Below are 13,710 nucleotides of genomic sequence, written 5' to 3'. Positions count from 1 at the left end.
CTTTTTGTTTTCCTTTTCTTTTCTTTAATGTCCTATTCATCTGAAACACTCCTTTATTAAGATACTAACTTTAATTTTCATTAATTTTTTTAACATATCCATTTATTCGTGCCTTTTAAACAATATTATTACCAGTCATAATACTTATTGTTCCAATTAGAGATATAATCATCCCAAGTGTGCCAGCCACAGATGAAAAGTGGGGAATTTTTTTTAATATCTTGCCTAACATAAGCTGAAAGATTATGAAACTAAAAAAAGGAAGTGAAATATATTGGAATATATTCATTTTAAGAACTTCATCTATTGATAAATAAATCATAGAAAGAGTATATATACCAGCATAAAAAACACATACAAGTCTATAGCTATTCATAAGTTTTAAAAGTCTCTCAATCATATCATTATTCCATTTATAAAAAATCATAATAAAACAGCATACTACATGAAATGTTGCTAATGAAACAATGAAAATTCCAAAAGATGTCATAGTAATAAATCCAATTGATGTATTTATCTTCGATAAATAGTAATTTGGCAATATCCAAAAACTAACAGAAATCAAACCCAATATTCCAGAAATTATAATATTTTTATCTGGTGTTCTCATCACTCTTTCTTCCTTAGTCTGATTCTTGTTTTTATGGTCTTTTCCTGAATACAATAAGATGTCGGCAATCATGTTACTAATTCCAGAAATTATTATAATGGTGATTATTATTATATCCATAATTATCCACCCCCTTCTTTTTTATTTTCTCTATTAAATGAAAACTCTACAAACTCCATCCAAAGCTTTCTTGTTGAATATTCCACATATTTGCGTAAACTCCATTTTCATCAATCAATTTATCGTGTGTTCCTTCTTCAACCAGTTTTCCTTCCTTGAGAACAACAATTTTATCTGCTTTTGCAACGGTTCTCATTCTATGGGCAATTATTAATACAGTTTTATCTCTTACCAATTCAGATATAGCCGTTTGAATTTTCGTTTCATTTTCAACGTCTAAAGAAGCTGTAGCTTCATCTAAAAGTACTATCGGTGCATCTTTGAGTAAGGCACGAGCAATAGAAATACGCTGCCTTTCTCCTCCTGAAAGAGTCTCTCCATTTTCTCCAATAATAGTGTCATATCCATAAGGCATTTTACAAGCAAATTCATCACATTGGGCTAATTTCGCCGCCTGGATTACTTCTTCATCTCTAGCACCACTTTTCCCAATGCGAATATTATCCATTATTGAAGAGTTAAATAGAACTACATCTTGAAATACTACGGAATAGTTTTCTAGTAGGGTCTCTGGATCTATTTCTCCTATATCATAGCCTCCTAATAGGATCTTTCCACTATCAATATCCCAAAACCTAGCTGCAAGTTTTGCAGTAGTACTTTTACCTCCACCAGATGGTCCGACAAGAGCAGTTATCTCTCCTTGCCTTGCTGTAAATGAGACGTTCTTTATAACACTTTTATCTTCCTCATATGAAAAATCAACATTTTTAAATTCTATATCATAATTATCAGTTTCAAATGTTGTTTTTCCTTCTTGAATTGGCATAGCTTCCATTTCATTGATACGATTAATACGTACATCCAAGTAAAGAAGAGCTGCCAAATGATTAAATACATCATTTATAGGTCCGTAGACCCTAGAAGATATTAGGAGAAAAATCAGGTAGGTAAATGTATCAATGTTCCCTGACAATATCAAATTCGCACCAACGATTATAACACTTGCTAATCCTAGCTTAAGCAAGCTTTGACATGTGTTTACTAGAGCTCCAATCTTTAATTCTCCTTTGATCAATTGATTTTCATAACCGTCAATTATTTTATTTAAGTCCTTTAAATATCTGTCTTCTTGATTGTAGGACTTTATTTCCTGTACTGTTTCAAGTCCCTCTTGTACCTGTTCACTGACTTCACGCTTTATATTATATAATGCTATATTTTCTTTTTGTTGGAATTTTTTTGAGAATAATATTAAGCCTCCTGCTAGTGGGACCACCCAAAAAAGAGCTAGGGCTAGCTTCCAATTAAAAATAAACATTCCAATGGAGATCAATACAATGCTTATAATAGAAGCAAATAATTGTGGCACAGCATGGGAGAAAATTTCCTCTAAGGCTGTAGCATCTTCCATGATTGTTGAAGTAAGATCTGAAAGATTCTTCTCTCCAAAATATGCCAATGGAAGCCTTCTTAATTTTTCGGCTAAGGATATCCTACGATTAGCACTTTCTTCATAGACGATGGTGTATGCATTTCTATAGTGAAGTATAGCAAGTACAAACATAATCATCATAAAACCTAAGCCAAGTAAAATGTAATACCAAATTCCATCGCTTATAGAAACTGAGCTATCAAAAGCTTTTCGTAGATAACTATCCAAAAAAGAAAACATATATACTGCTGGTAACATAAGGGATAGGTTTAGTAATATTGTAAAAAATATTCCTTTAACCAAACTTTTGGCCCCTTTTTCTGATAGGGCAAATCTTTTTTCTAGAATTCTAAACATGTTGAACCTCCTCCCCAATTTTCCAAACCACAGATTCTTGATATTCCTTCCACATACTTGCATAAGTCCCTTCCATTTCTAATAATTCCTTGTGGTCCCCTTGTTCAAGTATTTCTCCACAACTTAGGACCAAGATCTTATCTGCAGAAGTCACACTTGTTAATCTATGTGCTATCATAAGCACAGTTTTTCCCTTAGTAAGTTTTTTAAATGCTTCTTGAATCAGATGTTCATTTTCTGGATCAGTAAAAGCAGTTGCCTCATCTAAGATAACTATAGGAGCATTTTTAAGTATTGCCCTCGCTAAGATAATTCTCTGTTGTTCTCCACCTGAAAGGTAGGTTCCTTCACTTCCAATTTTTGTATCTAATCCCTCTGGCAATTTGTCTATAATATCTCGACACTGGGCCATATGGACAGCTTCTTCGACTTCTTCCATGCTTGCTGAAGGCTTGCCATACTTGATGTTGTCAAGTATGGTCGTTTTAAAAAGTCGGGTGTTTTGGAATACAAAAGAAAGATTGTTCATAAGTTTATCTGGATCTATATCCTTTACATTTATACCTCCAATTAAAACTTCTCCTTCATCTACATCCCAAAATCTTGCTAGCAATCTGGCTATAGTAGTCTTCCCACTTCCTGATGATCCAACCAAAGCCATCGTTTGACCTTCTTTTATTTCGAGATTTATATTTTCTATTGCTTTATTATCAGCTCCTGGATAAGTAAAGGAAACATCTTTTAATTTAATATTATGGTCTAGTATAGACTGAGGATTAGAAGTTACAGCTAGTGGCTTAGCAGAGGTAAGATTCTCCATCCTATCAATCGCTTGACCAGCTTGCCATATAGTATTGCTTAAATACATGCTCCTCATAATACTTTGAGAAAAAACAGGTGTTAATATGACATAAAGAAACATATTGAGAATTGTAGTTAAATAATTTCCCGTGCTGTTGATAATTAAAATAGCCACTGGAACCAGAAAGAAAACGAAGCTATTAATTATCACCATATATGCCGACATAGCTTTCTCTGACATATTAGTATATGTGGTTACCATTTCTTTATAGTTTATAATACTTTTATAAAAACTTTTAAAAGAATATATTGTTTGCTGAAATACTTTTACAACTGGAATCCCCCTTACATATTCAACAGCTTCTGTATTCATATCTTCAAGAGCATTCATATACCTTTCCATAAAGACTTTGTTTTTAGCACCCATTGTAATGCTCATCACTAGCACTCCAAAGATAATAGGAAGCAAGCAAGCTAATCCAAGCCTCCAATCAAAAACGAAGATTAAAACTAATACTGTTAAAGGCATTAATATAGTTGCTGAAAGATCAGGCATTTGATGGGCTAAAAACCCATGAGTGATTCCTGCATTTTCATCAATTATTTTACGTATACGCCCAGTGGTCTTGCTATTAAAAAATCCAAGGGGCATATAGATTATTTTTTTCATAGCTACTCTTCTCATATTTGTTTCCACTCTAAATGCCGCTAGGTGAGACAATGATAATGCTACAAAATACAAAACAATACTAGCAATAGCTGTCCCAACTGCCCACCATCCATAGGAAATTATTAAATCAGCGGATACATTAGTTCCCGAAAGAAATAATTCTCTAACTATAAACCATATAAGAATGTATGGTATCATTCCTACGATAGAACTTATTCCTGATAAGATCAATGCTGCTGGAAGAAGCGCTTTTCTTCCCGTCATATAATTTTGAAGTTTTTTCAAAGTACCCATTTTACCATCCTCCTTTATTTGTAACTAATTATAGCTCGTTGCAGAACTCTACAACTCGCATATTTACTACGTTTATTTACATTGAAATAGCTAGAATCCCCCCATTTTTGGGTATATATGTTTTATAAGAAGCATAAACTCAAAAACAAATGAAAGGAGAATCTTATGCCAGTTTCAGCTAAACAAATTTGTTTTTCTGATATTTCTACTGATTTTGATAAATTCTATAATCAAAATCAAGATGATCTTCTATCTTTATTAAATGAACATATAAACATCAGTAACTTTATCCCTTTTTCTTTTTATCAGAAGTATTATTCTAAGTTTGGTGCTAAAAGAGATTTTACTCTGGAATCTATGCTAAATAGTTTTATTATCAAAAACATCTTATCGATTCCTTCTACTGATTTACTAATCACTTTTTTATCTATTTCTTCTGAACTCCGTAGCTTCTGTGGATTCTTAAAGGTCCCGCATAAATCTCAATTTTCCGGATTTACTACTTATTTCCTTGATGATTTAAATGACTTGTTTAATAATTTGGTTGATTTTACTGAAGTCATATCTCAAGAAATTAATCCTTTTTTATCTTCTATATTAATCTCTGATACTACTGGGATTGAAGCTTATGTTACTGAAAACAATCCTAAGTTTTATCAATCTCAGCTTAAAAAAGCTAAAACTTTCTCTAAGCTATTTGCTAAGAATAATCCTGATTCTACTTTTGATATTGAAAAGTATGCTCAGGGTCAGATGCCTAAGTTTTCTGTTTCTAATCCTGATGCTAAACTTACTTACCTTAATGGTCATTTTGGATACTTTTTAAAGTGTATCCTTTCTACCAATGCTCTTGGTCTTGTTAGAAATGTTAACTTCTATGATTCTGACAACTTACTTGATCAAGATTTAAGACCTGAGGATATTAAAGATCAATATGATGCTATGTCTTTAATTCCTTCTTTAGAAACTTTCTTCCAGCTTCATCCTGATTTTAATTACAAATACTTCTTGGGTGATTCTGGATTTGATGCTGATGATAATTATGCTTATCTTCATAATAGAGATATTATGCCTATTATCAGTATCAATCCTCGTAATTCATCTGAGTTAGCTCAACCTGGTTTTGATGAAGATGGTATTCCACTTTGTCCTAATGATCCCTCTTTTCCTATGGTTTATGATGGTATCATAAAAGAAAAAGGTCGTGCTGATAGAATTAAATACCTTTGTCCTAAGTCTAAAAAGGCTAATATTAAAGGAAAAACACACTACATCTTAAGCTGTGAAAATCCTTGTTCCCCTTCTAAATGTGGGAGAATCAAGAACCTCACTATTCATCACAATTACAGGTTTAATACTTCAATACCACGTGATAGTATCAAATGGTTAAAATTATATAAACTTAGGACTATTTGTGAAAGATCCATTTCTCAAATTAAAAACTTTATCCAACTTAAAACTTCTAAAGTTAGGAAAACAGTAACCTTAAAATCAGATATATTACTTGCTTGTATTTCTCAATTAATAGCTTTTATTCTAATATTTAAAACTGGTAACTCAGATAAACCTCTTGCAATTAAAACTTTGATAGCTTAGTTATATTTCTAATTACATATGAAAATTTTAGAGGTTAGTTCTAACCTTTAATTTGTTGTGCCTATTTATATAGTGATTTAAATCTACATTCTGCAACTATCTATTGTAACTAATACCATTTTACAATTATTTGATAATCATTATCAACTCCAAAGAGTATTATTTATGCTCCTAAAAGATATAACCTCAGTCCTATATTTAGATTGAGGTTATAATCGAATTTATCTATAAACATTGAAATTTGAATACATACATATTATATATTTCTATTAACTTTTCTGTACTCACTAGGTGTCATATTGAAATTGACCTTAAATGCTTGTGAAAACTTGCTTGGATTTTGATACCCTACTATACTTGCTATATTTGATATGGATTCTTCTGTATTTTCTAGGAGGTATTTTCCTTTATTCATACGAATTTCTCTCAAATATCCCATGGGTGTATCATCAAACAATTCTTTAAATCCTTTTTTTAGTTTATAGGTATTTACATTGCATTCTTTTGATAATTCTTCTATGGTTGGTGGAGAAATTATGTTTTGTGTTAATATATTTTTGGCTTTAATTATATAATCTCTGTCCCCACTATTTAGATTTATAATTTTTCTTTTGTTTATAGCGTAGTTTACACTCTTAGATATTATCTCCATCAATTTACTCTGACATAAAAGTAGGGTTGATATGTTTTTAAATTCATAATCATAGGATAGTAGACATTTTATATCCCAGACTATACACTGAGGCGCTTCTATAGAATAAGAGTTTGCCTCTCCAAAGATAAAATCTAAATCTTTTTCCCATTCTTTTATCATACAATCTTCACATCCAGGGAAAAATTGTTTTCTAAGAATATCATTGTCTAAGCAAATCCCAACTCCAGTGTAGTTTTTCATATCGAAAATATATCCTTCTTCATCACAGATGTTTTTATTTGTATGAAAATTCAATTGTCCCTTTTTCATCTCTATCTTTTCATTACTAGTAAGTAGATTTAAGATTCCTTCCCCTTCCATACAGTAGCTTATTTCAAAAAACTTTTTATTTTCTATTTCCTTATCTAACATTTGAGAATGTGCTGTAAAATTTTCATTATAAGTAAATTCTAAACCCTTGTTTAATATTACTCTATTTATACTACCACTTCCTATATCATCATTTACCTCATAGGATATTCTTGTAGGTCTGTTAATCATTTCTCTGAAATATCTTTTTCCTATATTTTCAAAATATACTTGATTTATATATTTTTTATCTTCCATAATATCACTCCTAATGATTGAGTTACAATTAGTATAGGAATCTTCTCCCTCACTCTATAAAGAAATCTTTAAGTTTATAACTAGTCTTCTCATCTAAAAAATAAGATTTTTCTATCTTTCCACTCTCCATATGGACAATATATTCACAAGTCCTTAATATTAACTCTAAATCATGTGTTATTATCAAAATTGTTTTACCCATATCTTTAAGTTTTATTAGATTTTCTGCTACATGTATCATATGTTTTAGGTCTAGCCCGCTTGTGGGTTCGTCAAAGACGATAATCTCTCTTTCAGATGCTATGGCACTTGCTATGGCAACTCTCTGCTTTTGTCCTCCCGAAAGCGACATGGGATGAAGTTCTTCCATCTGTGATAGGTTTAAACTTTGGAGTATCTCCTTTACTCTTTTCTCATCATCTTCTTTCATACTTAGGGAAACTTCCTCTACTACACTTTCTGTGAATAGTTGATGGTTTACATCCTGCATTACCATATAGGCATTTTGGATGCATTCTTTCTTTTTAAAGGTATCTTTGCCTAGCCTAATCTTTCCTTTGAATTTCTTGTTTAGTCCACAAAGACATCTACCAAATGTTGTCTTTCCTGCTCCATTATGCCCTATAAGTCCTATTATTTTACCCTTTGGTAGATTCAGCTTTTCTATATCTAAAACTTTTTCATCCTTCTTAAATGAATAACAAAAGTCTAATAGCTCTATTTCTCGATCTTCAATGTTTGTATTTTGACCTTCTAGTTTCAAGTCTTTAACCTTCAATGTTCTTAAACCCATTGAGGCTAGTTCATCTGATTCTAATTTTTTAGCATCATCCATCTTAAATTCTCTTTCTATTTCCCCATCTTTCATAAAAATCATACGGTCTGCTATGTCCTTTAGATAATGAAGTCTATGTTCAGCTAGTATTATGGTTTTACCTTCATCTTTCCAGTGTTTTATAATTTTACCTAAAGATTTTGTTGCTTGTGAATCAAGATTTGAAGATGGTTCATCAAGTACTATAACTTCTGGAGAAGATGTATGAATACATGCACATGCAATTTTTTGCTTTTCACCACCTGAAATTTTAAATATATTTCTATTCATTAAATCTTCAATGTGTAGGTGGGAAACAGTTAATTCTATACGCTGTAAAATATCATCTACTGGTAGACCTTGGTTTTCACATTCAAAAGCAAGCTCTGAATTGGTATCCATACAATAAAACTGGGATCTAGGATTTTGAAAAACGCTTCCCACTTTTTTTGAAATTTCTTCTAAGGATAGTTTCGCTACATCCTGTCCATCAATTTCAATCTTTCCAGACAAGTCCCCAGGAAAATAATTGGGAATCAAACCATTTATAAGGCGTGTTAAGCTTGTCTTACCACAGCCTGACTCTCCACATAACAAAACCACCTCACCCTTTTTTATATTAAGGTTTATATTCCTGATTTCATTATCACTTATAGAATTTTCATATCTAAAAGAAACTCCTTCTAAATTAATCATATCTTATACTCCCTTTGTAAATATAAACAATGTAAATACAGCTAAAACAAAGACTATATAAATCATATCTGTTATTCCAAAACCAATCTTACAAATATTAGTTCTCTTGCCTGAGGAACCTAGCCCTCTTGTAAGTGCTGAGCAAGATAGTTCTTCTCCTATTTTAACAGTAGATATAAGAAGAGGAACAAGCCTATATTCTAACACCGCGATCAATCCATCTTTTGATTTTCCCAGTTGAATCCCTCGCATCCTCATTGCATCATTAATAGATGAGGCTTCTTCTTTGATGGTAGGAAAAAATCTAAACATAACTGAAATGGGAATGATTATCCCATTTGGAAGATGCATCCTTTCCATTGATGAAATAAGCTCACTTACTGTAGTTGTAGTTAGCAAGTAATATCCCATCAAAAGACCTGGCCCCATTCGGCAAATTACACTTGTAATCATGGCTACAATTATGCTTAGGATAGTAAAGCCTGTATCAAGCATAAACACATAAGCAAGCAATGAAATAGCGTATATTAAACCACAAAAAAAGGCTAAAAGATATCTTTTATTTAAAACTAAAAGTGATAAAGGAATACTCCCTAAAAGAGCCATTATATACCAAGTATCAGTTGTAAATGCCATTATATTCATAAGGAGTAAAATTAATATTTTACTCCTTGGATCAAGCTTTATCATATTCTCCTCTGAAATTACTCTTATATAAGTATTTTCCATAAGTTAAATCCTCCCAAACTTTAAGCAATACCTGCTTTCTTAAAGTGTTTCTTAAGCATTGTAAATCCTAAAAACGCACCTATCATACCTCCCAAAAATGTCATTATAGGAAAAGTCCAAGCAATATTGGAAAATAAGTCCATGACTGTTTTGGTATAGTCTACACCCATACTATCTAACATCATATTTTCAAAAGAATCTTTCATAATCCAAAAAGGAGCTAACATACCCATTAACCAAAGACTAAAGACACCGTATCCCAGATATGAAAGCTTTTTGCTTTTATATTTGCCTGCCTTAAAGATTAAGTCAGCTAAAAGTCCAAACACAAAACCAAATATTGCTGGCAGATATGTATGTCCTGTTAGAGTCATAAGTGTTCCTACAATAGTCCCCATTATTGTAACCATTCCAAATTTTTTAACTCTTGTCAGAAAAAGCATAAAAGGTATTCCGGAAATAACTGGTGCGATAAAAGGAATCAATACATAAAGTATTGGTATATATCCCAACATACCGACAGCAAAGAATATCACAAAATAAATTGCTGTGAAAACACCCACATTTATAAAATCCTTTGTTTGTAATTTTTTAGTTTCCATAAACTTCACTCCTTATACAATATAGTTATAATTACTGCTATTATATAGTTATTGATAATGATTATCAATCCCGAGAGGTATTATTTATGCTCCAAGAAATCGATAATTTGACAATGCTATTTTCTAATCTTTTTATTATCTTAATCAAAGCGCTTTTCTAGCCCCTATTTTCCAGCTCCTTGACTGGAGTCTTTTTTGCCAAAAATCGTAGTATTTACCTTTTCTCTCTATAAGCTCTTTGTGTTCGCCTTCTTCCACTACCTTTCCTTCATCTATTACAAGTATTTTATCTGCATTTTTTATAGTAGAAAGTTTATGGGCTATTACAATCAGTGTCTTGTTTTTTACTAATTCATTTATAGCTTCTTGTATATATCTTTCATTATCAGGATCAATACTTGCAGTTGCTTCATCTAAGAGTATTATATCTGCATCTTTTAACATTGCTCTGGCTATTGATATCCTCTGTTTTTCTCCTCCTGAAAGTGTAGAACCTGCTTCACCTATTACTGTGTCATATCCTTCTGGTAGGCCTATAATAAAGTTGTGGCATCTTGCTTTTTTGCAAACTTCAACCACTTCTTCATGGCTTGCTTGTGGATTTGCAAATTTGATGTTCTTTTCAACAGTATCGTTAAAAAGATAGACTCTTTGAAATACCATACTTATATTTTCTAATAGACTTTCTATAGACATATCTCTTATATCTATTCCACCAACCTTTATAGTTCCTGAATCTATATCCCAAAGTCTGGCTATTAGATTTGCTATTGTCGTTTTTCCACATCCAGAATCTCCAACAAGGGCTGTCATAGTATTTTCTTCTGCTTTAAAGTTAACCCCTTTTAAAACTTCTTCCTTTTCATATGAGAAATGAACATCTTGAAATTCTATATCAAAGCTATCTAAGTTTACTTTTTTATTGCTATCTTTTATTGTCTCTTCTCTCATCAATTTTTCATACCTGTCTAAACTAGCTTCCATTATCGAACTCATAGCAAGATGAGCTGGTAAAGCTCTAAGAGGTATAAAGAGCTGATAAATAAATATCATAATCATAAAAGCAAAGGGGAGATCCATACTCCCTTCAAATACAAAATAAGCAGCTAAAAAAATAGAAATCCCAGTTCCCACAGCAATTATTCCATCTAAAACTATCATAGGAAGGACCATTCTCTTTTCAAAATTTATAAGAGAATCTCTAGCATCTTTAAAACTCTTATGTGTAGATTTTGATCTTTGTCCCTCTAGGTTAAAGGCTTTTATAACAGAAATCCCTTTGACATACTCTATTACAGATTTTACTAAATCTGATTGAACTTCTTGTTTTTCAAGTGAAGACTTCTTAGACTTTTTAACTATTCTATTTAACACTACAAAAGACACTACTACTGTCAAGGCAACCACTATACCAATCCTATAGTCTACTATGGTTAGGACTATGGCACTTATTATCACTCCCAATGATCCAGAAACTATTTTAGATAAGGTTTGCATTCCATGTTCTTCTACAAAGTCTATATCTGAAGATAAGACAGCACTTATATTTCCGATATTCCCTTCTGTGAAATATCCCATGGGAAGCTTTTTTAAATAATCCCCAAGTTTCATTCTTTCATCTGCAAATATCTTGTAGCCTGTTCCACTTTGCATTCCATCTATCAATCTTCTAAATATGGCCCTTAAAGCTACACTAAGAACTAAACCTATCCCAACTATCCATATATCCACTCGCGAAAGTGAGCCTTCATTTATCTTTAAGAGCCCATATAATACAAAAAGAATTGGAGTATTTATAGTTATAGCTTCTAAGATGCTTATTACTATAGCTCCCTTTAAGTTTCCACTATATTTTCCAGAAAAATCTATCATTCTTTTAACTATACTAAACATCTTCTCCCTCCTTTACTTCTATAGACCAATCCATAGATTTTAAATGAGAATTCCATAGTTCTTTGTATTTATTATTTTTTTCTAGAAGCGACTCGTGTTTTCCTTGTCCCGTTAGTCTTCCATTTTCTATCACTAATATATTATCTGCATCAACTATTGTAGAAAGCCTATGGGCAATTACTAATACAGTTTTTCCAGCAATAAGCTTACTCAAAGCCTCCTGAATCTTATCTTCATTTTCTGGATCGGTAAAGGCTGTTGCTTCATCCATTATTACTATAGGTGAGTCTCTTAAAATTGCTCTAGCTATTGTTATCCTTTGCTTTTGACCGCCTGACAATTTGTCTCCAGAATCTCCTGCCTTGCTAGCATATCCATCTTCCATTTCCAATATAAAGTCATGAGCCTGGGCAAGTTTTGCAGCCTCATAGACTTCTTCATCGCTTGCATCAACCCTACCTATCCTTATGTTTTCTAGGACACTTTGATCAAATAGAAAGGTATCCTGAGATACATAGCTTATCTCTTCCATTAAATCCGATACTGAAAATTTGTTTATATTTTTCCCATCTATCTTTATTTTACCTTTTTTTATATCCCAAAAATGTACTAATAGTTTTGCAAGTGTTGACTTGCCACTTCCCGATTCTCCAACTATAGCTGTTAGTGTATTTTGTTGCAGTGTAAAGCTTATATCTTTAATTACCTCTTCTTCTTCATATGCAAAAGTTACATTTTCAAATTCTATGTCGTGATTTTTTATTACTAATTTTTCTTTTCCTTCTTTTAATCCAGATCCCTGGAAAGTTTTCTCTAGTTCGTCAATCTTATATCCAAGTTGTATTATTGCAGGAACAAATTCTATTACCCTAGTCAAGGGTCCTCCTACACTCATTGCTAGCATAATAGATAATATGAGTTGCCCAAGCTCTACGCTCCCATTTAAGTACATATTTAAGCCAAATGGTAGAAGAAGCAATACTGTACAAGGAAGTATCGCAGAGTACAATGCCATATAGGTCCAAGACTCTTTGAACCAATCTAAGGTAAAGTCCCTATTTCCTTCTACTGAATCTTTATACCTATCATATGAATCTGTAGTTCTTCCAAATATTTTAATTACATCCATACCATTTATATACTCTACTATGGTCTTATTCATATCTTCCCTTGCTCTAAAATAAGCAGGCATTTTCTTTGTTCCAATTTTCATCATAACTGCCATTGCTATCAGTCCAAAGGGTATTGATCCAAGGGAGAGAAGCCCCAGTCTCCAATCTGTTAAAAATATTACTATAAAAACTAACAAGGGTACTATAAGAGCAGGTATTCCTTCTGGAACTGCATGGGCTAATAGGATTTCTATAGAGTCTATGTCTTCTACTAGATTTTTTTTATAGCTTCCAAGACCTTTTTTATTTATTTCCCCCAGAGGCATCTTCCTCATTTTTTCTACAAACTTTATTCTCATTTCCATAAGAGTGTCATATGCAACTTGATGAGATGCATCTAATCCCTGATATAGGAACAATCCCTTTAAAAATAACGATAATATGATCCCCCCTGATATAAGCAGTAAATAATCCAGCTCTATTGAAACATTTTCTATAAACTTCAATATAAGATCATATGTCAACAGAAATGGCACTATTCCACTAATTCCACTTAAAAGAATAAGAAAAAATGCTAAAAAAGTTTTCTTCTTGTGTTCATTTGAATAGCTAAAAGCTTTCTTTAATCCTTCCATATTTATCACCTTTCCAATTAATTTTATATAAAATAAAGATAGATATATTGATAATGGTTATCAATATATCTATCTTACTAAAAAA

At 31.9% G+C, this 13,710-nt stretch carries 10 protein-coding genes; 1 reads left to right on the top strand and 9 read right to left on the bottom strand.

What is annotated here, in order from left to right; translation table 11 throughout:
* Positions 1-115: 115 nt before the first annotated feature.
* From ACTHUW_RS11455 to ACTHUW_RS11445, 3 genes are read right to left on the bottom strand one after another with little or no spacing between them, the layout of a single operon-like run.
* Positions 116-730 carry a hypothetical protein gene (locus ACTHUW_RS11455; protein WP_442213336.1) on the bottom strand — a complete coding sequence of 205 codons (615 nt, stop codon included), beginning with the start codon at positions 728-730 and terminating at the stop codon, positions 116-118.
* A 46-nt stretch (positions 731-776) separates the two neighbouring features.
* Positions 777-2,522 carry an ABC transporter ATP-binding protein gene (locus tag ACTHUW_RS11450; RefSeq protein ID WP_442213334.1) on the bottom strand — a complete coding sequence of 582 codons (1,746 nt, stop codon included), beginning with the start codon at positions 2,520-2,522 and terminating at the stop codon, positions 777-779.
* Positions 2,515-4,257, bottom strand: a complete 1,743-nt coding sequence (locus tag ACTHUW_RS11445; RefSeq protein ID WP_442213338.1) for an ABC transporter ATP-binding protein — start codon at positions 4,255-4,257, stop codon at positions 2,515-2,517. Before ACTHUW_RS11445 ends, ACTHUW_RS11450 begins: the two co-directional genes overlap by 8 nt.
* Positions 4,258-4,452: 195 nt before the next feature.
* On the opposite strand from ACTHUW_RS11445, the gene ACTHUW_RS11440 reads away from it, so the two are divergent.
* The gene (locus ACTHUW_RS11440; protein WP_442197189.1) at positions 4,453-5,883 is read left to right on the top strand and encodes a transposase; all 1,431 of its coding nucleotides are present in this window, start codon (positions 4,453-4,455) and stop codon (positions 5,881-5,883) included.
* A 256-nt stretch (positions 5,884-6,139) separates the two neighbouring features.
* On the opposite strand, the gene ACTHUW_RS11435 is transcribed toward ACTHUW_RS11440, so the two are convergent.
* The 6 genes from ACTHUW_RS11435 to ACTHUW_RS11410 all read right to left on the bottom strand — a co-directional run bounded on the left by ACTHUW_RS11435 (position 6,140) and on the right by ACTHUW_RS11410 (position 13,625).
* Positions 6,140-7,144: a helix-turn-helix domain-containing protein gene (locus ACTHUW_RS11435; RefSeq protein ID WP_442197188.1), complete on the bottom strand. Its 1,005-nt coding sequence runs from the start codon at positions 7,142-7,144 to the stop codon at positions 6,140-6,142.
* 49 nt (positions 7,145-7,193) lie between these two features.
* Positions 7,194-8,654, bottom strand: a complete 1,461-nt coding sequence (locus tag ACTHUW_RS11430; RefSeq protein ID WP_442213332.1) for an ABC transporter ATP-binding protein — start codon at positions 8,652-8,654, stop codon at positions 7,194-7,196.
* 3 nt (positions 8,655-8,657) lie between these two features.
* On the bottom strand, positions 8,658-9,383 hold the full coding sequence (locus ACTHUW_RS11425; RefSeq protein ID WP_442197186.1) for an energy-coupling factor transporter transmembrane component T: 726 nt from the start codon (positions 9,381-9,383) through the stop codon (positions 8,658-8,660).
* Between the two features lie 20 nt (positions 9,384-9,403).
* Positions 9,404-9,985, bottom strand: coding sequence for an MptD family putative ECF transporter S component (locus tag ACTHUW_RS11420; protein ID WP_442213330.1), 582 nt, complete (start codon positions 9,983-9,985; stop codon positions 9,404-9,406).
* A gap of 144 nt (positions 9,986-10,129) precedes the next feature.
* Entirely contained in the window at positions 10,130-11,878 is a 1,749-nt protein-coding gene (locus ACTHUW_RS11415; protein ID WP_442197184.1) for an ABC transporter ATP-binding protein, read from the bottom strand.
* Entirely contained in the window at positions 11,871-13,625 is a 1,755-nt protein-coding gene (locus ACTHUW_RS11410; protein WP_442197183.1) for an ABC transporter ATP-binding protein, read from the bottom strand. Before ACTHUW_RS11410 ends, ACTHUW_RS11415 begins: the two co-directional genes overlap by 8 nt.
* Positions 13,626-13,710: the final 85 nt, after the last annotated feature.

The organism is Senegalia sp. (in: firmicutes) (genome assembly GCF_052088025.1).
GTDB lineage: Bacteria > Bacillota > Clostridia > Tissierellales > SIT17 > Anaeromonas.
Note: the sequence above shows the minus strand (reverse complement) of the source record. Positions and strands in the feature narration are given on the sequence as shown.

Bases quoted from the DNA above. Each gene is read 5' to 3' on its own strand.
- ACTHUW_RS11455 (WP_442213336.1), bottom strand. From the start codon at position 730: ATGGATATAATAATAATCACCATTATAATAATTTCTGGAATTAGTAAC.
- ACTHUW_RS11450 (WP_442213334.1), bottom strand. From the start codon at position 2,522: ATGTTTAGAATTCTAGAAAAAAGATTTGCCCTATCAGAAAAAGGGGCC.
- ACTHUW_RS11445 (WP_442213338.1), bottom strand. From the start codon at position 4,257: ATGACGGGAAGAAAAGCGCTTCTTCCAGCAGCATTGATCTTATCAGGA.
- ACTHUW_RS11440 (WP_442197189.1), top strand. From the start codon at position 4,453: ATGCCAGTTTCAGCTAAACAAATTTGTTTTTCTGATATTTCTACTGAT.
- ACTHUW_RS11435 (WP_442197188.1), bottom strand. From the start codon at position 7,144: ATGGAAGATAAAAAATATATAAATCAAGTATATTTTGAAAATATAGGA.
- ACTHUW_RS11430 (WP_442213332.1), bottom strand. From the start codon at position 8,654: ATGATTAATTTAGAAGGAGTTTCTTTTAGATATGAAAATTCTATAAGT.
- ACTHUW_RS11425 (WP_442197186.1), bottom strand. From the start codon at position 9,383: ATGGAAAATACTTATATAAGAGTAATTTCAGAGGAGAATATGATAAAG.
- ACTHUW_RS11420 (WP_442213330.1), bottom strand. From the start codon at position 9,985: ATGGAAACTAAAAAATTACAAACAAAGGATTTTATAAATGTGGGTGTT.
- ACTHUW_RS11415 (WP_442197184.1), bottom strand. From the start codon at position 11,878: ATGTTTAGTATAGTTAAAAGAATGATAGATTTTTCTGGAAAATATAGT.
- ACTHUW_RS11410 (WP_442197183.1), bottom strand. From the start codon at position 13,625: ATGGAAGGATTAAAGAAAGCTTTTAGCTATTCAAATGAACACAAGAAG.